General features: G+C 67.6%; 15 protein-coding genes and 1 tRNA gene. 10 read left to right on the top strand and 6 right to left on the bottom strand.

Translation table 11 applies throughout. From position 1 onward, the window contains the following. The first annotated feature begins 18 nt into the window (after positions 1-18). Positions 19-996, top strand: coding sequence for a tripartite tricarboxylate transporter substrate binding protein (locus ACUDP5_RS04375; RefSeq protein ID WP_263913908.1), 978 nt, complete (start codon positions 19-21; stop codon positions 994-996). Between the two features lie 34 nt (positions 997-1030). After that, positions 1031-1996 carry a nitronate monooxygenase family protein gene (locus tag ACUDP5_RS04370; RefSeq protein ID WP_263913907.1) on the top strand — a complete coding sequence of 322 codons (966 nt, stop codon included), beginning with the start codon at positions 1031-1033 and terminating at the stop codon, positions 1994-1996. Positions 1997-2958: 962 nt separating this feature from the next. Here the strand turns inward: ACUDP5_RS04370 and ACUDP5_RS04365 are convergent. Further along, the gene (locus tag ACUDP5_RS04365) at positions 2959-3942 is read right to left on the bottom strand and encodes a Bug family tripartite tricarboxylate transporter substrate binding protein (protein ID WP_445659129.1); all 984 of its coding nucleotides are present in this window, start codon (positions 3940-3942) and stop codon (positions 2959-2961) included. Between the two features lie 337 nt (positions 3943-4279). Continuing rightward, complete coding sequence (locus ACUDP5_RS04360; RefSeq protein WP_445658216.1) at positions 4280-5179, bottom strand: LysR substrate-binding domain-containing protein; 900 nt, start codon at positions 5177-5179, stop codon at positions 4280-4282. A 148-nt stretch (positions 5180-5327) separates the two neighbouring features. Here ACUDP5_RS04360 and ACUDP5_RS04355 point away from each other — a divergent pair, with 148 nt between their 5' ends. Genes ACUDP5_RS04355 through ACUDP5_RS04345 form a run of 3 tightly spaced genes read left to right on the top strand, consistent with a single transcriptional unit; the run spans position 5328 to position 8336 of the window. Then, complete coding sequence (locus tag ACUDP5_RS04355) at positions 5328-6242, top strand: SDR family NAD(P)-dependent oxidoreductase (protein ID WP_263913903.1); 915 nt, start codon at positions 5328-5330, stop codon at positions 6240-6242. A 7-nt stretch (positions 6243-6249) separates the two neighbouring features. Further along, complete coding sequence (locus tag ACUDP5_RS04350) at positions 6250-7110, top strand: MaoC/PaaZ C-terminal domain-containing protein (RefSeq protein WP_263913902.1); 861 nt, start codon at positions 6250-6252, stop codon at positions 7108-7110. Beyond that, a complete protein-coding gene (locus ACUDP5_RS04345) occupies positions 7107-8336 on the top strand; it encodes a CoA transferase (protein WP_263913901.1) in 1230 nt (409 codons plus the stop codon). The genes ACUDP5_RS04350 and ACUDP5_RS04345 overlap by 4 nt, the downstream gene beginning before the upstream one ends. Positions 8337-8379: 43 nt before the next feature. Here ACUDP5_RS04345 and ACUDP5_RS04340 read toward each other — a convergent pair whose 3' ends face one another. The 4 genes from ACUDP5_RS04340 to ACUDP5_RS04325 all read right to left on the bottom strand — a co-directional run bounded on the left by ACUDP5_RS04340 (position 8380) and on the right by ACUDP5_RS04325 (position 13371). Further along, complete coding sequence (locus ACUDP5_RS04340; RefSeq protein WP_445658215.1) at positions 8380-10665, bottom strand: hypothetical protein; 2286 nt, start codon at positions 10663-10665, stop codon at positions 8380-8382. A 22-nt stretch (positions 10666-10687) separates the two neighbouring features. Then, a tRNA-Trp gene (locus ACUDP5_RS04335) sits at positions 10688-10759 on the bottom strand. Positions 10760-10839: 80 nt separating this feature from the next. Beyond that, entirely contained in the window at positions 10840-12363 is a 1524-nt protein-coding gene (locus ACUDP5_RS04330; RefSeq protein ID WP_263913899.1) for a fumarate hydratase, read from the bottom strand. A gap of 240 nt (positions 12364-12603) precedes the next feature. Then, a complete protein-coding gene (locus tag ACUDP5_RS04325; protein ID WP_263913898.1) occupies positions 12604-13371 on the bottom strand; it encodes a crotonase/enoyl-CoA hydratase family protein in 768 nt (255 codons plus the stop codon). Between the two features lie 305 nt (positions 13372-13676). On the opposite strand from ACUDP5_RS04325, the gene glyQ reads away from it, so the two are divergent. From glyQ to ACUDP5_RS04300, 5 genes are read left to right on the top strand one after another with little or no spacing between them, the layout of a single operon-like run. Then, a complete protein-coding gene (glyQ, locus tag ACUDP5_RS04320; protein WP_025136700.1) occupies positions 13677-14588 on the top strand; it encodes a glycine--tRNA ligase subunit alpha in 912 nt (303 codons plus the stop codon). After that, entirely contained in the window at positions 14589-16727 is a 2139-nt protein-coding gene (gene glyS, locus ACUDP5_RS04315; RefSeq protein ID WP_445658214.1) for a glycine--tRNA ligase subunit beta, read from the top strand. Then, positions 16724-17263: a D-glycero-beta-D-manno-heptose 1,7-bisphosphate 7-phosphatase gene (gene gmhB / locus ACUDP5_RS04310; protein WP_445658213.1), complete on the top strand. Its 540-nt coding sequence runs from the start codon at positions 16724-16726 to the stop codon at positions 17261-17263. The genes glyS and gmhB overlap by 4 nt, the downstream gene beginning before the upstream one ends. Then, positions 17263-17991: a lysophospholipid acyltransferase family protein gene (locus ACUDP5_RS04305; protein ID WP_263913896.1), complete on the top strand. Its 729-nt coding sequence runs from the start codon at positions 17263-17265 to the stop codon at positions 17989-17991. Before gmhB ends, ACUDP5_RS04305 begins: the two co-directional genes overlap by 1 nt. Next, complete coding sequence (locus tag ACUDP5_RS04300; RefSeq protein WP_445658212.1) at positions 17978-19021, top strand: M48 family metallopeptidase; 1044 nt, start codon at positions 17978-17980, stop codon at positions 19019-19021. Before ACUDP5_RS04305 ends, ACUDP5_RS04300 begins: the two co-directional genes overlap by 14 nt. Positions 19022-19048: the final 27 nt, after the last annotated feature.

Here is a 19048-nt window from a genome sequence, read left to right as displayed (position 1 = left end):
CCCCAAGGAGACATGAGCGTGAACATCAAGCACCTGCTTGCCGCGGCGGCCTTCGCCGCCGCCACCGCGATCGGCACCCCAGCCGCCGCCGACAGCGCCTACCCCGACCGCCCCATCCGCCTGCTGGTGGGCTACGCCCCGGGCGGCCCGGTGGACACCACCGCACGCGTGTTCGCCAAGTACCTGGGCGACAAGCTGGGCCAGGCGGTGGTGGTGGAAAACCGCGCGGGCGCCAGCGGCATGATCGCATCCGATGCGACGGCCAAGGCGCCGCCCGATGGCTACCTGCTGGGCTTTGCCGCCAGCCCCACGCTGACGATGTCGCCGCTGGTCCAACGCAGCACGCTATTCGACCCACGCAAGGACTTCTCGCTGATCGGCCTGATCGTGGACTACGCCAACGTGCTGCTGATCGGCCCGCAGGCGCCGGCCAGGAACGTGACCGAATTGGTGGACTATGCCCGCGCCCACCCCGACGCGGTGTCGTTCGGTTCAGCCGGCATCGGCGCATCGAACCACCTGTCGGCAGAACTGCTGAAAAAGCAGGCGGGTGTGCCGATGCTGCACGTGCCCTACCGCGGCAATTCGCCGGCGATGATGGATGTGGTGAGCGGCAAGATCACGTTCATGTTCGACATCACGAGCACGGCGATCCCGTTCATCAAGAGCGGCAAGGCACGCGCGCTGGCGGTCACGTCGCGCACGCGCAACCCCGAGCTGCCGGACGTGCCGACGATGGTCGAGGCGGGCATGAAGGACTACGAGGTCGTGGGCTGGTACGCGCTGGTGGCGCCGAAGAAGCTGCCGGACAACATCCGCGCCCGCCTGACGCGCGCGCTGGCGGACGTGTCGCAAGACCCGGCGTTTCGCCGCGCGATGACGGAAGGCGGCTACACGATCAACACGGGCAACGCCGCCGCGCTGCAAGACCGTATCGACCGCGAGTACGCGCTGTGGGCAGACGTGATCCAGAGCGCGAACATCCAGGCGAACTGACCCTTTTCTGTTGAACCGCACCCGGAACCTGCCTATGAGCCGAACGCCCGCCTTGCGCACGCAAACCCGATTGCCGATCATCGGCGCCCCCATGTTCCTGGTCTCGGGCCCGGACCTGGTGGCCGCGCAATGCGGCGCCGGCATCATCGGCACGTTCCCATCGCTGAACGCCCGCCCGCAGGAACAGCTGCACGAGTGGATCACCCGCATCGAAACCCGCCTGGCCGCGACCCGCCGCGCGGCGCCGGGCACGCAAGTCGCCCCGTACGGGGTGAACCTGATCGTGCACCCCAGCAACGCCCGCTGGCAAGGCGACCTGGCAATCTGCGCGGAACGCCAGGTGCCGCTGCTGATCACATCGCTGCACCCCCCGGAAGCCGTGGTGCGCGCCGCCCACGCCTACGGCGGCCAGGTCTACCACGACGTAACAACAGTCCGCCATGCCAAGCGCGCGCTGGACGCGGGGGTGGACGGCCTGATCCTGGTGGCCGCCGGCGCAGGCGGCCACGCGGGCCAACTGAACCCGATCGCCCTGGTCAACGAAATCCGCGCGTTCTACGACGGCCCGCTAGCCCTGTCGGGCTGCATCAGCCACGGCAAGGACATCCTGGCGGCCGAGGCCCTGGGCTGCGATTTCGCCTACATGGGCACCCGCTTCATCGCGACCCAAGAATCCCTGGCAAACGAAACCTATAGGCAAATGGTGTTAGGCGCGCAAGCCGCAGACGTACTCAACACCCCCTATTTTTCCGGCGTCCCCGCCAACTACCTGACCCCCAGCATCCAGGCCGCAGGCCTGGACCCCCACCACATAAAAAGGCAAACAACACCCCCACCCCCCAACCTGGACAAATCCACCCGCCCCACCCCCTGGAAAGACATCTGGAGCGCGGGCCAGGGCGTGGGTTCAAGCCAAGAGATCTTGGCGGTGGCAGATCTGGTGGCATTGCTGGAGGCAGAGTATCGAGAGGCAAGGAAAACATTGCTTCGTATTTCTTGAGATTGCTTGATTAATTCTTTTGTGGTTTTTGTTTTTACTTATGTGATTCTATTTGGGTTGTACGGTCGGTTGATCTTCGTAGGTCGCCCCTGGCGGGGGTGGCTTGTGGAGTGGGCGCCCACGATTGCGGTCCGGAGCCTTCGCTCCGGACTTCCCCGTCGTCATCGTCGTACGCCTTCGGCTCCCTTCCGATTCCCTCGGGCGCATCGAGGTTGCCCACTCCACAAGCCACCCCCGCCAGGGGCTACGTGCATCTGGGTTTGATGCGCTGTTAGACCTGTGGTCAGGGAATGGAATCTGCAGGGTCGCCAAGCCGCGGCCGCGCGGGCGGCCACGTTTGGCATTGCGTTTCTAGAAAGTGTTGCGGGGGCGCTTCGCGTTTATGGAGATTGGTTTTCTAATGGTTTCCCGTCAGGGGGGAGGGGCGGTGATGGGCGGCGCGGCAGGTACTGGTTTGCGCGGGGTGACTGTCTCGCGCGCCGCCCATCAGGCGCTGCGCACTGACGTCGAACGCCACGGCATCCGCGCCGATAGATACTGCCGCATGTCCATCAGCACTAGGCGCTCACAAAACAGGCCGCTCTAACACCACCAGCATCGCCACCCACACGCGAGAGCGCCATCGGTGCCCGCAAGACGCCGCGTAAGTCTCGTAAGGCCGCCCGCGCGGCCGGCACGAGACGGGCACCGTCCCACCCCGCCCACCCCACTCTGACCGTGGCTACCATGCCAAGCACACCGCTCTACCCAGCTACCGTGGCTAAACCGCATCCTGAGCGCTTGGCGGTGTCGGTGTGCGGTGGGCGGGGCGTTAGATGCGCCCGAGGGAATCGGAAGGGAGCCGAAGGCGGACGACGATGACGACGGGGAAGTCCGGAGCGAAGGCTCCGGACCGCAATCGTAGCCCCGCCCACCGCACACCGACACCGCCAAGCGCGACTCAAGAACGACAACCCACCAACCTACTCAAGCTTAATATCCGCCTTCCTGATCAACTCCCGCCACTTAACAACCTCGCCCTTCACAAACTCCCCAAATTCCCCAGCACTCCCAGGCTTAGGCTCAGCCCCAGCCGCCAACATGGCCTTCGCCGTCCCCGCGTCAGACAAGACTTTCACCAAATCGGCATTCAATTTAGAAACGATCTCCCCCGGCGTCCCCTTAGGCGCCATCAGCCCGCTCCAGGAATACGCCTCGTACCCTGGCAACCCCGCTTCCGCAATCGTCGGCACCTCCGGCAGCATGCTCGACCGCGTCGGATTGCCGACCCCCAGCGCGCGCACCTTGCCCGTCTTCAGATGCGGCACGGCGGAAGGCCCGTCGGCGAACATCACTTGTACCTGGCCGCCCAGCAGGTCTTGCATCGCCGGTGCGCTGCCTCGGTACGGGATGTGTTGGATCTTGACGCCTGCCATCGCGTTGAAGAGCTCGCCCGCCAGGTGCGTGCCGCCACCGGTGCCCGACGAACTGAACGACAGTTTTCCCGGGTTCGCCTTCGCATAGTCGATCAGTTCACTCACCGAATTCACCGGTAGCGATGGGTTCACCACCAGTACGATCGGGAAGACAGCCGCCATGCCGACCGGCACGAAATCGCGCGTGATGTCGTACGTCAGGTTGTCGCGCAGGCTCGGCAGCACCGCGTGGTGGATCGAGGCGAAGAAGAAGCTGTAACCGTCGGGCTCGGCCTTGGCCGCGAACTGTGCGCCCACGATGCCGCCTGCACCCGAGCGGTTGTCCACCACGGTCGGCACCGACCACAGGTGGCCCAGGGGTTGCGTCGTGAAGCGGGCCGTCGTGTCCACCGGGCCACCGGCGGGAAACGGCACGATGAACGTTACGGCGTGGCCCGGCCAGGTGGCAGCGTGGGCGAACTTGGGCAGCAAAGCGGTGGCGCACGCGGCGCCCAGCCCCGCGATGACGCGGCGGCGTTGAGGATCTTGCAAGGCGGTCTCCTGAGGGTCGTTCTTGTCGGTGGCCTGGCCGCAAACCGCACCTGAACCACGCGGTGCCCTGCCGCCTGCCCGCCCCGTCTTCTGCGTTGCCATGCATCCTGCCTGGCCGGGGCTTTTTTTATTATTTGCCGCCGCGCCGCGTTTACCGCTACACATTTTCAAAAGCCCCTCTTTCGCCGGCCTGCCGCGTTCGCTCAGCGGACACAATCTGCGGCGGTGCCACGCGAAAAAAGGGGTCGTGTCGAAGCTTGCTTTCGTTTACGTCGAGGGGCCTGAGCGAGCGGCACCCACGCAGCAGATCCAACTGGAATCCGCCCCTGCCCCGCGGCTACTGCCCGCGCGCCGCGCGTTGCACGTGTTCGATGAAGCACTCGGCAAAGCTGGGCAGGTCGCGGCCGCGTTGGCGGCACAGCAGGCGGTCGCGCAGGGCCCAGGGGTCTTCCAGTTTCAGCACGTGCAGCGCGTCGGGGCGGCTGTAGCGCGCGGCGCAGGCACGCGGCACCACGGCGATGCCGGCGCCGGCCTCCACCATGCGGCACACGGCTTCGAAACTGCCCACGTGCACGCGTTGGCAGATGCGCTTGCCCAGGCCGCTGGCGATGTCTTCCAGGAAGGTCTGGATGGCGCTGTCAGGGTGGATGCCGACGAACTGGTAGGCATCCACCAGGTCGACGAAATGCGCCGACGTCGAGGCCGCCAGAGGGTGGTTCAGCGACGTCACCACCGTCAGTTCGTCACGGAACAGCGGGGTGACGTCCAGGCCCTCCACGTCGATATTGCCGGCCACCAGGCCGAGGTCACCGGCGCCGGCACGGATCGCGATGACGATGTCGCCCGAGATCTTTTCTTCGAGCTCCACGTCCACGTCGGGGTTTTCCGCCAGGAAGGTCGACAGCGCGTCGGCCAGGAAGGAATTGGTGGCGGTCGTGTTGGCCAGCAGGCGCAGCCGGCCTTTCAGGCCATTGGCGTAGGGCTGCAAGTCGGCGTTCAGGCATTCGAGCTGGCGGAACACGGCGTTGGCGTGCTTGAGCAGCACCTCGCCCGCGGGCGTCAGGGCCACCCCGGTGGCCATGCGCACCAACAGGCGCGCCTTGAAGGCCTCTTCCATGTGCTTGACCCGCGCGCTGGCGGCGGGAAGCGACAGGAACGTGCGTTCGGCCGCACGCGTCAGATTCAGCGTCTCTCCCACGTTCAGGAAGAGCCGCAGGTCAGTCAGATCATGTCTCATGTTCCACCACACAGAAGGGGGGCATTTCTAATTTTGAATTCTTCGAATGCCGTCACGAACATACCATGGGGCAACCCCGTAAACCATCGGGTTTGACGCGGAACTGTCTTCCATGCGGCGCGCGCGCCGCGGCACAGGAGTAGGCCCAATGAGCGGTATTGTTTCCGGCAAGGTAGTGGTCGTGACGGGCGCGGGCGGCGGCATCGGCCGTGGCGTTGCGCTGGCCATGGCGCAGGCGGGCGCCAAGGTGGTGGTCAACGATATCGGCGTCTCGCTCGCCGGCGAAGGCGGCGGCGACGGCCCGGCGCACGCCGTGGTGCGCGAGATCAATGCGGCGGGCGGACAGGCGGTGGCCAACACCGACAGTGTGGCGGCCTACGACAGCGCCAGCCGGATCGTGCAGACGGCCATCGACGCCTTCGGCCGCATCGATGCGGTGGTGAACAACGCCGGCAACCTGCGCGACCGCGTGTTCCACAAGATGAGCGAAGAAGAGTGGCGCCAGGTCATCGACGTGCACCTGAATGGTTCGTTTTTCATGAGCCGCGCGGCGGCGCCGTATTTCCGCGAACAGGAATCGGGCGCCTTCGTGCACATGACGTCGACCTCGGGCCTGATCGGCAACTTCGGCCAGGCCAATTACGCGGCCGCCAAGCTGGGCATCGTGGCATTGTCCAAGTCCATCGCGCTGGACATGGCGCGCTACCACGTGCGTTCGAACTGCATCGCGCCGTTCGCCTGGAGCCGCATGACCAGCTCCATTCCCGCCGAGACCGACGAGGAAAAGGCGCGCGTCGAGAAACTCAAAAAGATGGAAGCCGGCAAGGTTGCGCCCCTGGCCGTGTACCTGGCCAGCGACGCGGCCAGCGAAGTCACCGCGCAGATCTTTGCGGTACGCGCCAACGAAATCATGCTGATGAGCCAGCCGCGCCCCGTGCGCAGCGTGCACCACAGCGATGGCTGGACGCCTGAAAGCATCGGCGAGATCGCCGTACCCGCCATGCGCAAGCACTTTCATGCGTTGGAGCGTTCGCCCGACGTGATCGACTGGGACCCCATCTGAGACCACCATGCCGCTGGACTACGCAACCGTGAAGCACTGGCGTTTCGATGACGTGCGCCAGCACTACGAAGACAAGGACACCATGCTGTATGCGCTGGGCATCGGCCTGGGGCAAGACCCCGAAGACAGCCGCCAGCTGCGCTACGTGTATGAAAAAGGCCTGCAGTCCTTTCCGACCATGAGCGTGGTGCTGGGCTACCCCGGCTTCTGGATGAGCGACCCGCGCGCCGGCATCGACTGGGTACGCCTGGTGCACGGCGAACAGCGCATGACGCTGCATGCGCCCTTGCCCACGTCCGGCACGGTCATCGGCAGGAGCCGCATCACGCATGTGATCGACAAGGGCGCGGACAAAGGCGCCATCGTCATCACCGAGCGCACGTTGCACGACGAAGCCGGCACCCACCTGGCGACGCTGCAACAGAGCACGTTCTGCCGCGGCGACGGCGGCTTTGGCACGGGTGATGCCAGCCCCGAGCCGTTGCCCGCCGCACCGGACGGCGAACCCGACCGGCGTTGCGAATTGCGCATTCCGCCGCAAGCCGCCTTGCTGTACCGGCTGAATGCGGATCGCAATCCGCTGCATGCCGATCCCGAGGTCGCGCACCAGGCGGGCTATGCGCGTCCGATCCTGCATGGGTTATGCACCTACGGCGTGGCGGCGCACGCCATCGTCAAGACCTGGTGCGACTACGACGCCGCGCGCCTGACCCGGCTGGACGCGCGCTTTTCGGCGCCCGTGTACCCCGGCGAAACGCTGCAATGCGACATGTGGCGCCTGGCCGGCGGCCAGATCCGCTTCATCGCCCGTGCGCGGGAACGTGGCACTGTCGTCCTCACTCATGGCGCCGCCGAGGTGCAGGCATGAGCCGCGCGCCCGCCCTGGACGGCATCCGCGTGCTGGACCTGTCGCGCATCCTGGCCGGCCCCTGGTGCACCCAGAACCTGGCCGACCTGGGCGCCGACGTCATCAAGATCGAGCGGCCGCGCGTCGGCGACGACACCCGTGCCTGGGGCCCGCCGTTTCTCAAGGATGGCCAGGGCGTCGACACCAACGAGTCCGCCTACTACCTGAGCGCCAACCGCAACAAGCGCTCGGTCGAGGCCGACATGGCCACGCCCGAAGGCGCCGCGCTGATCCGCGAGCTGGCGGCCGTCAGCGACATCCTGGTCGAGAACTTCAAGGTCGGCGGCCTGGCCAGGTATGGGCTGGATTACGCCAGCCTGCAGGCCATCAATCCGCGCCTGATCTACTGTTCGGTCACCGGCTTCGGCCAGGACGGCCCGTTTGCCCGCCGCCCCGGCTACGACTTCATGATCCAGGGCATGGGCGGGCTGATGAGCATCACCGGCGAGCGCGACGACCTGCCCGGCGGCGGTCCGCAAAAAGCAGGCGTGGCCGTCACCGACATCGTGACCGGCATGTACGCGACGGTGGCGATCCTGGCCGCGCTGCAAGAGCGCCACCGCAGCGGCCTGGGCCAGCATCTGGACATTGCGCTGCTCGACAGCCATGTGGCGCTGCTGGCCAACCAGAATTCGAACTACTTCAATTCGGGCGTGGCCCCCACCCGCGCCGGCAACGCGCACCAGAACGTGGTGCCCTACCAGGTATTTGCCGCCTGCGACGGCCACCTGATCGTCGCCACCGGGAACGAATCGCAGTACCGCGCGTACTGCACGGCCATCGGTGCCGCCGAGCTGGGCGACGATCCGCGCTTTGCCACCAACCGGCTGCGCGTCACGAACCGGGACACGCTGGTGGCGCTGCTGACCGAGATCATGGGGCAAGGCAAGCGCGATGACTGGATTGCCAAGCTTGAAGCGGTGGGCGTGCCTTGCGGACCGATCAACGATATTGCCCAGGCCTTTGCGCACCCGCAGGTCGCGGCGCGGCAATTGCGGCGCGACCTGCCGCATCCCTCTGGCGGCGTGGCGCCGGTGACCGCCAGCCCGCTGCGGTTGTCGGCGTCGCCCGTGGTCTACCGGCGCGCGCCGCCGTTGCTGGGCCAGCACACCGAGGAAGTGCTGCGCGACGTGCTGGGTAAATCGCCCGAGGCCATTGCCGCGTTCACCCGCCGCAACGCACGCTAGGCGCGGGCCGGCTTCGCGCCCGCCTGGCGCGCCCCGGCCCGCGTCAGGCCGCCGCGTCCAGCATCCAATGGCGCGAGGCGAACCACCCGAGAAACACGCGCGCGCCCTGCTCGCCCGCCTCATGCTGCGGCAACGTCGCGCCGCGCGCCGCCTGCTGCAAGCCGCGCATGACCGGACGGAACAGCGCCTGGAACGCCGCCCCCTGCGCCGCCAGGTGCGCCTGCATGGCAGCGATGGTCTCATCCCGCTCGGCCGGCGCCGCCAGCGACAGGAAGAACACCGCCTGCCGCCAGGCGATGGCGGTGTTGCGCAGCATGCGGATACGGGCATGCCAGACATCGATCTTCATCTGCTGGCGTGCGCAGAGCCACTCGAACGCGGCAAAGGCCAACTGGCCGTAGCGCTCGCTCAAGGCGGGTCCCAAGCCGGCACCGGCCACCAGCAGCGCCAGGTTGTGGGTGGTCAGGATCTGCTGCTGTTCGATCACCATGCCATTGGCGCCCACCTGCCCGAACCCCGGCGCCACGCCCGCGCGCGCGGCGCACAGCCTGACAAACGCCGCTTCGCCGCGTGCGGGCGACAACGCCAGGATGGCGGGCACCTCCAGCGCGTAGTAACGGGCGTACAGGCTGCCATCCAGCAAGGACGCCGCGCACCGCGCCGCCTCGACGAACTTGGGGCCGAACGCGCCCATGAAGATATCGGCGGCCAACTCCTCGCCCCAGGGCAGGTCGCGGCCGGCCCGTTCGCTCAAGGCGCGCAGCTCTTGCAGCAGCTTGTTGGGCAACGCGGCATGCGGAAAGGCGGTCACGGCCAGGCCCGCGATCTCGGTCAATGCGGTGCCGGCCGCGTCGGCATCCTGCTGCGCCGGCTGGCGCTGGGCTTGGACAGCGGCAATCCAGGGCAGATCACCAAAAGCCGCCTGACGCGCCAGATTCAGCAGCAACAGGGACCGCCGGCGCCGGAATGCGCGATAGGCCGCCTCGACCAGCGTCCGCAGCGCGGGATCGGCAAAGCCCGCCCCTTGTTGCGAGGCGGTGACCTGCGGCGTCAAGGTGGCCAGGAATTCGCCCGAGCGTATCAAGCCCCGTTCGACCAATTGCGGCAGCGTACCGCTCTGGCAGCGCCGCACCCGCCGCGCCACGGGCGCCGGCACGGCCAGCCCTGCCGGCAGACCCGCGTCGCGCGCCTCGGCCGCCGCCAGCGGCGCCAGCACGGGCGTCAGGTCCGGCACGCCGGCCTGTTCGGGATAGTCCCGCAAGCGGGTGGCGACCACCCGTGCCGCCGCGTCAAAGCCCGGCGCGGCGACATCGCCGCGCTGCCGGGTCCGCAGGTCCTGCACCGCCTGCCCGTCCGGCGCGCCGTGCGCCGCCACGTAGTCCTGCACCAGGCGGCGCACCCGCCCCACCTGCCTGCCCGTCAACGTTTCGGCGGCCCGAACGCATTGCGCCAGCAGATCGAACAACTCGCGTTTGTGTCGGTGCCGCCGCGACACGCCGCCCAGCGGCTGCCCGGCCGCCGCCTGCGCCGCCTCGACCTCGCGCACCAGCGCCGCCGCGCGTTCCGCCCAGCCCTCGGGGTACTGCCTGCACGGCCAATCGTCTTGCACCGTTTCCAGGAACAGGGCGACCGCGCGGTCATGGCGCGGCAGCAGCTCATTCACGGTTGCCCGCTGCGCCTGCAGACGCGACGGCGGCGCCAGCGCCGCCAGCAGGCTGGCGACCTCGCCCGCGGTCCTGACATGCAGGTCCGAAGCGGCCGGTTCGTCGCCGGCCCAAGGCGCGGGATAGAAGCGCAGGCGATCGAAGAACGGTGCCAGCACCGCGACCAGGTCGCGCGCGGCCTGCGCCTGCCCTTGCCGCAGCAGCCAGGCCACCGTCAACAGCGCCGCTTCTTCGGGCAGATCGACGTGATAGTCGCCATCGGCCAGGCGCGCCTGCAATTGGGCAATGCCTGTCTCGCCAAGAAAATATGCATTCAGATCGCGCCGCTCGTGGCCCGCGCGGATGCCCGGCGTGCGGGCGGCCAGCTCGCGCTCGAACTCCGTCAGCGGCCCGCCCGCCAGCAGCGCGCCGGTGGCGAACCCGCCCGTGACGACTTCCAGCGTGACCCAGTCGGGAATGCCAGCCAGCGGCGTACGCGAGCCATAGTCGACCGTGCCAGCCAACGCCTGTTCCAGCACCTGTCGCCAGCGCAGCACGCGCTCGGCGGCGCGCTCGCGCACGTCGGGATCGGCGTGGGTCTCGTGGGTCAGGAAGGCCTTGGCGAGCATGGCGGCCGCGTAACCGCTGCCGACCGCACCCGCCTCTGGCGCGTCGTCGTGATGCATCGAGCACCTGGGAGAAAGAGGGATCCGGGAGCTGGAGTCGAACCAGCGCCTATCCAGACTGGAGCCGGATGTTCTACCGCTGAACTATCCCGGAATTGGGGCCAGTATAAACACAGCCCTGCCGCGAAAAAAATCGGCCGCTACAAGAGCGGCCGACTTCGATGCGGACGAGGCTTACGCCACCGCGACCGGAATCTTGCCGATCTTGGCCTGCCATTCCTTCGGGCCGGTCGTGTGGACCGAGGTGCCCTGGGCGTCCACCGCCACGGTCACCGGCATGTCCTTCACGTCGAATTCGTAGATGGCTTCCATGCCCAGGTCGGCAAAGCCCAGCACCTTGGCGCCGCGGATGGCCTTGGACACCAGGTACGCCGCGCCGCCCACGGCCATCAGGTAGGCCGAGCCGTGCTTCTTGATCGCCTCGATGGCGACGGGGCCGCGTTCGGACTTGCCGATCATCGAGATCAGGCCGGTCTTCTCCAGCATCATGTCGGTGAACTTGTCCATGCGCGTCGCGGTGGTCGGGCCGGCGGGGCCCACCACTTCGTCGCCCACCGGATCCACCGGACCCACGTAATAGATGACGCGGTTGGTGAAGTCCACCGGCAGCGGCTCGCCCTTGGCCAGCATGTCCTGGATGCGCTTGTGCGCGGCATCGCGGCCCGTCAGCATCTTGCCCGACAGCAGCAGGGTCTGGCCCGGCTTCCAGCTGGCGACTTCTTCGCGCGTCAGCGTGTTCAGGTCGACCTGCCTGGACTTGTTGTAGTCGGGCGCCCAGTGCACTTCGGGCCACTCGGACAGCGACGGCGGATCCAGGCGCGCAGGGCCCGAGCCGTCCAGCTCGAAGTGCGCATGGCGGGTGGCGGCGCAGTTCGGGATCATGGCGACGGGCTTGGAGGCCGCGTGCGTCGGGAAGGTGCTGATCTTGACGTCGAGCACGGTGGTCAGGCCGCCCAGGCCCTGCGCGCCAATGCCCAGCGCGTTGACCTTCTCGTACAGCTCGATGCGCAGCTCTTCCAGCTTGTTCTGCGGGCCGCGGGCCAGCAGTTCGTACATGTCGATATCTTCCATCAGCGACTGCTTGGCCATCAGCATGGCCTTTTCGGCGGTGCCGCCGACGCCGATGCCCAGCATGCCCGGCGGGCACCAGCCGGCGCCCATGGTCGGGACCGTCTTGAGCACCCAGTCCACCAGCGAGTCGCTGGGGTTGAGCATGGCGAACTTGGACTTGTTTTCCGAACCGCCGCCCTTCGAAGCCAGCTGCACGTCGACCTTGTCACCCGGGACAAGCTCGACGTGCAGGATACAGGGCGTGTTGTCGCGGGTGTTCTTGCGGGCGAACAGCGGATCGTCCAGCACCGAAGCGCGCAGCGGATTGTCCGGGTTCAGGTAGCCACGGCGCACGCCTTCGTCGCACAGTTCCTGCAGCGTGCGCCTGGTGTCGAAGCGCACTTCCATGCCGACCTTCAGGAACACGTTGACGATGCCGGTGTCCTGGCACAGCGGACGCTTGCCTTCGGCGCACATGCGCGAGTTGGTCAGGATCTGGGCCATCGCGTCGCGCGCGGCCGGGCTTTCCTCGCGCTCGTAGGCGCGGGCCAGGTGGCGGATGTAGTCGACGGGGTGGTAGTAGCTGATGAACTGGATGCCATCAGCGATAGACTGGATGAAGTCTTCTTCTTTGATGAGGACGGACATGGCGATATGCGAGTTACGAAGGGAACGTGAAAACGCGGCCGGCTAGCCGGCCGCGGCATGAAAGAAGAATTTTTTTGCCGCCGGGCCGCCCCAAGGCAAAAAGCCCCCCCCGGGGGGCAGCTAGCTCGCATAGCGAGCGCGGCGTGGGGGCACAAATTTTGCCGCCGGGCCGCCCCAAGGCAAAAAGGCCCCCTCGGGGGGCAGCTAGCTCGCGCAGCGAGTGCGGCGTGGGGGCAAGATTCATTTACCCTGCCAGACGGGCTTGCGCTTCTCGGCAAAGGCGGTGGCGCCTTCTTTCGCATCGGCCGACGCGAAAATATGGGCGATCAGCGGCCGCTGGCGGTCGAACATCTCGTCCTGGTTCCAGTCGCCCGACTGCGCCACGATGCTCTTGGCGGTCTGCACCGACAGCGGGCCGTTCTCGACGATGGCGCGCGCCAGTTCCAGCGCGCCGGCCAGGGCGCCGCCCGGTTCGGTCAGGCGGTTGACCAGGCCGAAGCCATAGGCACGTTCGGCGCTCAGCATGTCGCCGGTCAGGATCACTTCCATGGCGATATGGTAGGGCAGGCGACGCGGCAGGCGCAGCATGCCGCCGGCGCCGGCCACCAGGCCGCGCTTGACCTCGGGCAGGCCGAACTTGGCGTTGCTGGCGGCCACGATCAGGTCGGACGCCAGGGCCATCTCGCAACCGCCGGCCAGGGCATAGCCTTCGACCGCGGCGATCAGGGGCTTCTTGGGCGGCGCTTCGTTCAGGCCGGCGAAACCGCGGCCTTCCACATACGGACGCTGGCCCGACTTGGCAAAGGCCTTCAGGTCCATGCCCGACGAGAACGTGCCGCCCGCGCCCGTCAGGATGCCGATGCGCACGTCGTCGCGGCTGTCCAGCTGGTCCAGCGCGGCGGCCATGGCCTGCGCGGTTTCCAGGTTGATGGCGTTCTTGGCTTCGGGACGGTTGATCGTGATGATCTGGATGCCGTCGGCGACTTCCACCGTGATCAGGTCAGACATGCGGATGCTCCTTCCAGGGGTGTTGGTTTTATATAAGACTGGGCGTCAACCCGGAATGATACGACCAATGGTTGGCCGCCGCAGGCGCGCGGCCGGCCGGTGTCCGCCAGGAGCACGCCAGCTGCCGCAACCCGCCATCCGTCCCCGGCAGGCCGTTCCATGGCGAGGCGACGCCGGAAAATGTAACGGCGGGGATGTCGCCCCATTTCCTGGGGCCGGCCCCCGCCCTGCCCCGGGCCAGTTAAAATGCCCGGTTTCCCACGCCCACGGCAGACGTCGCCCGGCGACCGAATTCCAAGAATCCTATGCTCACCTTTCAGCAAATCATCCTTACGCTCCAGGAATACTGGGACAAGCAGGGTTGCGCCCTGCTGCAGCCCTACGACATGGAAGTCGGCGCCGGCACCTCGCACACGGCCACGTTCCTGCGGGCCATCGGGCCGGAACCCTGGCGCGCCGCCTACGTGCAGCCCTCGCGCCGCCCCAAGGATGGCCGCTACGGCGAAAACCCCAACCGCCTGCAACACTATTACCAGTACCAGGTGGTGCTGAAACCCGCGCCCCCGGAAATCCTGGACCTGTACATCGGTTCGCTCAAGGCGCTGGGCATCGACCCCACGCAGCACGACATCCGCTTCGTCGAAGACGACTGGGAAAACCCCACCCTGGGCGCCTGGGGCCTGGGCTGGGAAGTCTGGCTCAACGGCATGGAAGTCACCCAGTTCACCTACTTCCAGCAAGTGGGCGGCCTGGACTGCACCCCGACCACCGGTGAAATCACCTACGGCCTGGAACGCCTGGCCATGTACCTGCAGGACGTGCAAAGCGTGTACGACCTGGTCTGGACCGAAGGCGCCAACGGCAACCGCGTGCTGTACCGCGACGTCTTCCACCAGAACGAGGTCGAGCAATCCACCTATAACTTCGAGCACTCGTCGGCCGAAATGCTGTTCTCGCATTTCAACGACTACGAAGCCGAAGCCAAGCGCCTGATGGACGTGCCCCTGGCGCTGCCCGCCTACGAGGCCGCCCTGAAGGCCGCGCACACCTTCAACATGCTGGACGCGCGCGGTGCGATCAGCGTGACCGAACGCGCCGCCTACATCGGCCGCATCCGCAACCTGTCGCGCGCCGTCGCGCAGGCCTACTACGATTCCCGCGAACGACTGGGCTTTCCCATGCTGGGCCGCGACAAGGCCGCCGGGGAGGCTGCATAAATGACGACGAACATCCGCCCGCTGCTGGTCGAACTGCTGACCGAAGAACTTCCGCCCAAGGCCCTGCAGAAGCTGGGCCAGGCCTTTGCCGAAGGCGTGCGCGCCACGCTGCAGCGCCACGGCCTGTTGGCCGACGGCTGCGCCGTGCAGGCATTTTCCACGCCGCGCCGCCTGGCCGTGCACCTGTCGGCCGTGCTGGCCCAGGCGCCCGACCAGGCCTACGCCGAAAAGCTGATGCCCGTGAAGATCGGCCTGACCGAAGACGGCAAGGCGACCCCGGCGCTGCAGAAGAAGCTGGCCGCCAAGGGCCTTGAGAACATCGACCTGGCCACCCTGGAACGCGAATCCGACGGCAAGCAGGACTACCTGGTCGCCCGCGGCACCGCCCCCGGTGCGCAGCTGGCTGTCGGCCTGCAGGAAGGCATCGACGCGGCCATCGACGGCCTGCCGATCCCCAAGGTCATGCGCTACCAATTGGCCGACGGTGTCACCACCGTGAAGTTCGTGCGCCCGGCGCACGGCCTGGTCGCGCTGTTCGGCGCCGACGTGGTGCCGGTCACCGCGCTGGGCCTGACCGCCGGCCGCGAGACGCTGGGCCACCGCTTCATGAGCAGCGGCGCCGTCTCGTTCGCCAACGCCGACGTCTACGCTGCCACCCTGGCCGAAAAGGGCCATGTGGTGGCCTCGTTCGAAGGCCGTCGCGACGAGATCCAGCGCCAGTTGCTGGACCACGCCGGCCGCCTGTCCGCCACCCTGGGCGACGACCCGGAAGTAGCCGCGCTGCTGGACGAAGTGACCGCCCTGGTCGAACACCCGACCGTCTACGTGGGCCAGTTCGAGGAACAGTTCCTGCAAGTGCCGCAGGAATGCCTGATCCTGACCATGCGGTTGAACCAGAAGTACTTCCCGCTGTTCGACCCGGCCACCGGCCGCCTGACGCACCGCTTCCTGATCGTGAGCAACATGCACACGGACAACCCGGTGAACATCGTCGAAGGCAACCAGCGCGTGGTGCGCCCGCGCCTGGCCGACGCCCAGTTCTTCTTCGAAACCGACCGCAAGACGCCGCTGGCCGCGCGCGTCGAGCAACTGGGCTCGATCGTCTACCACAACAAGCTGGGCACCCAGCTTGAACGCGTCGAACGCGTGCGTGCCATCGCCCGCGACGTGGCCGGCAAGCTGGGCAGCGACGTCACCGCCGCCGATCGCGCCGCGCTGCTGGCCAAGGCCGACCTGGGTTCGAACATGGTGGGCGAATTCCCCGAACTGCAAGGCATCATGGGCGCCTACTACGCCGCCGGCGACGGCGAGCCGGACAGCGTCGTGCAAGCCCTGCGCAGCCAGTACCGCAACCGCTACGACGCCCCCGTCACGCAAGACGGCCTGACCGCCGCCACCCTGTTCATCGCCGAGCGCGCCGAAACCCTGGTCGGCATCTGGGCCATCGGCCTGGCGCCCACCGGCGAACGCGACCCCTTCGGCCTGCGCCGCGCCGCGCTGGGCTTGATCAGCGCGTTCGAGCAACTGGCCGCGGGCGGCTGGCTCAAGCTCAACCAGGACGGCCCGCTGTCGCTGGACGGCCTGCTGGCCGCCACGGCCGCCACCTTCCCGGCCGGCAAGATCCCCGCCGAGACGCTGGCGGAAGTGCGCACCTTCATCTACGAGCGCTACCGCAACCAGCTCATCAACGACCACGACCGCAATGCGGTCGAGGCCGTCATCGCCCTCGCGCCGCCGCTGCACCAGGTGGCCGAGCGCGTGCGCGCCGCCGCCGCCTTCGCGCAGTTGCCCGAAGCCGCCAGCCTGGCCGCCGCCAACAAGCGCATCGGCAACCTGCTCAAGAAAGCCGAAGGCGAGATCGGCGCGGTCAACGACGCCGCCCTGGTCGAGCCCGCCGAAAAGGCGCTGGCCGCCTCGATTGCCACGCTGCGCCCGCAAGCCGAGGCGCAACTGGCGGCCGGCGACTTCGCCGCCAACCTGCGCACCCTGGCCCAGGCCCGCGAACCCGTCGACGCCTTCTTCGCCGACATCATGGTCATGGCCGACGACCCCGCCGTGCGCGCCAACCGGCTGGCGCTGCTGGGCCAGTTGCACGCCCTGATGAACCAGGTGGCTGACATCTCCAGGCTGGCACAGTGAAACTCATCATCCTCGACCGCGACGGCGTCATCAACCAGGACAGCGACGCATTCGTCAAGAATCCCGACGAATGGATCGCCCTGCCCGGCAGCCTGCAGGCCATCGCCCGCCTGACCCAGGCGGACTGGACCGTGGTTGTCGCCACCAACCAGTCGGGCCTGGCCCGCGGCCTGTTCGACATGGACACGCTCACCGCCATCCACACCAAGATGCGGCGCGAGCTGGCCGCGGCCGGCGGCAGCGTCGATGCCGTCTTCATGTGCCCGCACGGCCCGGACGACAACTGCACCTGCCGCAAGCCGCGACCCGGCATGTTCGAGCAGATCGGCCACCGCTACGACGTCGACCTGGCCGGCGTGCCGGCCGTGGGCGATTCGCTGCGTGACCTGCAGGCCTCCAGCGCAGCGGGCTGCTCGCCGTGGCTGGTGCTGACCGGCAACGGCAAGAAGACGCTGGCCAAAGGCGGCCTGCCCGACAACACGCGGGTCTGCAACGACCTGTCGGCCGTGGCCGACGCCCTGCTCCAGGACAACTGATGGCCCGGCTGCGCTCGTTCCTGTATTTCCTGTTCCTGGCCATCACGGTCATCCCCTACGCCTTCGCCTGCATCCTGTGGGCGCCGCTGCCGCTGCACCTGCGCTACAAGCTCACGGTCGGCTGGCCGCGCCTGGCCATCTGGGGCGCCAAGGTGTTCTGCGGCATCCGCTGGCAGGTCAAGGGCTGGGAAAACCTGCCCGACGGCCCCGCCGTGCTGCTGTCCAAGCACCAGTCGGCCTGGGAAACCCTGTTCTTTCCGGCCTACATGCCGCGCGAAGTCTGCTTCGTCTACAAGAAAGAACTGCACATGGTGCCGTTCTTTGGCTGGGGCCTGGCGCTGCTGCGCATGATCGCCATCGACCGCGCCAAGGGCCGCGACGCCTTCGAACAGGTGGTCAAACAGGGCCAGACCCGGCTGGACGAAGGCCGCTGGCCGCTGCTGTTCCCGGAAGGCACCCGCGTGCCGCCGGGCAAGACCGCACGCTTCAAGATGGGCGGCGCCCTGCTGGCCTCGCGCACAGGCGCGGTCGTCATTCCGGTCGCGCACAATGCCGGCGAATGCTGGCGGCGAAACGCCTTCGTCAAATATCCGGGCCTGGTTACGCTATCCATCGGTCCCGCGATAGAATCCAAGGGAATCTCCCCCGAAGAACTGAACCAGAAAGTGCAAGACTGGATCGAAGGGGAAATGCGGCGTCTCAACCCTGAAAGGTATGGCCAGCACTGATCAGCTCGAACTTCTGTTCGACGTGCACGACCACGACGCGCCCTCGGGCGCGTCGCCGCTGAACGCGCGCCCCCCAGCTCGGCCCTCAGTCCCACGCGCTGCCCCGCCTGACGTCCACCCGCAGTCTGCGCTGTTGTTTCCCGCCGCATCGCCTGTCGCGCCCCCTGCTGTTACGCCCCCTGCGGCCGCGCCATCCGCCCCCAAGCCTGCCGGCGAGCCGTTGCTGACGCTGTCACCCAACGCCGCCTCGCGCGTGCCCACGCCCTGCCCCGATCCCATGCCGCCCGGCGCCCGCTGGCGCGAGGTCGACACCGACCCGCAACCCATCGGCTTCGTGCTGCTGCGCTCGCGTCGCCGCAGCATCGGCTTTGTCATCACCGACGACGGCCTGCGCGTCACGGCGCCCAACTGGGTCACGCTGGCGCAGATCGACGACGCCGTGCGCGAAAAAGCCCGCTGGATCGTCGCCAAGCTGCGCGAATGGCACACCCGCAAGCAACAGCTGGCCATGGCGCATACGCGCTGGCAGGCCGGCGGCGAACTGCCCTACCTGGGCAAGCGCATCGTGCTGGGCGTGGGGGGTGACAGCCGCCAGACCTACCTCTCGGGTGAAGCCGACGCCCCCGCCGATGGCGACACGCTGTGGCTGGCACTGCCCGCCACGGCCGACCAGGGCCGCATCCGCGATGCCGCGCAGGCCTGGCTGCAACAGCGTGCCGGCGCCTGGTTCGGCGCGCGGCTGGCGCACTTCCTGCAGATCAGCGGCCTGAAGATCCGCCGCTGGCGCCTGTCGTCGGCGGCCACGCGTTGGGGCTCGTGCACCAGCGACGGCAACATCATGCTGAACTGGCGCCTGATCCACTTCGCGCCGGCCATCATCGATTACGTGATCGCGCACGAACTTGCTCACTTGCGCGAAATGAACCACAGCCAGGATTTCTGGCGCGAAGTGGGCCAGATCCTGCCCGACTTCGAAGAAGCCAAGAACGTGCTGCGGCGCCACGATCCCGCCTCGCTCCCCCAATTCTAGGAATGGCGCGAGGCGACTTTGCGACCC

The sequence above is a fragment of the Achromobacter sp. NCFB-sbj8-Ac1-l genome, from assembly GCF_052695805.1.
The sequence above is the reverse complement of the archived record's forward strand: the minus strand, read 5'-3'. Positions and strand labels throughout refer to the sequence as shown.

What these genes read in the sequence shown, in the direction of transcription:
- ACUDP5_RS04370 (WP_263913907.1), top strand. Translation starts at nt 1,031, where the DNA reads ATGAGCCGAACGCCCGCCTTGCGCACGCAAACCCGATTGCCGATCATC.
- ACUDP5_RS04360 (WP_445658216.1), bottom strand. Translation starts at nt 5,179, where the DNA reads ATGAGACATGATCTGACTGACCTGCGGCTCTTCCTGAACGTGGGAGAG.
- ACUDP5_RS04355 (WP_263913903.1), top strand. Translation starts at nt 5,328, where the DNA reads ATGAGCGGTATTGTTTCCGGCAAGGTAGTGGTCGTGACGGGCGCGGGC.
- ACUDP5_RS04350 (WP_263913902.1), top strand. Translation starts at nt 6,250, where the DNA reads ATGCCGCTGGACTACGCAACCGTGAAGCACTGGCGTTTCGATGACGTG.
- ACUDP5_RS04345 (WP_263913901.1), top strand. Translation starts at nt 7,107, where the DNA reads ATGAGCCGCGCGCCCGCCCTGGACGGCATCCGCGTGCTGGACCTGTCG.
- ACUDP5_RS04340 (WP_445658215.1), bottom strand. Translation starts at nt 10,665, where the DNA reads ATGCATCACGACGACGCGCCAGAGGCGGGTGCGGTCGGCAGCGGTTAC.
- ACUDP5_RS04330 (WP_263913899.1), bottom strand. Translation starts at nt 12,363, where the DNA reads ATGTCCGTCCTCATCAAAGAAGAAGACTTCATCCAGTCTATCGCTGAT.
- ACUDP5_RS04325 (WP_263913898.1), bottom strand. Translation starts at nt 13,371, where the DNA reads ATGTCTGACCTGATCACGGTGGAAGTCGCCGACGGCATCCAGATCATC.
- glyQ (WP_025136700.1), top strand. Translation starts at nt 13,677, where the DNA reads ATGCTCACCTTTCAGCAAATCATCCTTACGCTCCAGGAATACTGGGAC.
- glyS (WP_445658214.1), top strand. Translation starts at nt 14,589, where the DNA reads ATGACGACGAACATCCGCCCGCTGCTGGTCGAACTGCTGACCGAAGAA.
- ACUDP5_RS04305 (WP_263913896.1), top strand. Translation starts at nt 17,263, where the DNA reads ATGGCCCGGCTGCGCTCGTTCCTGTATTTCCTGTTCCTGGCCATCACG.
- ACUDP5_RS04300 (WP_445658212.1), top strand. Translation starts at nt 17,978, where the DNA reads ATGGCCAGCACTGATCAGCTCGAACTTCTGTTCGACGTGCACGACCAC.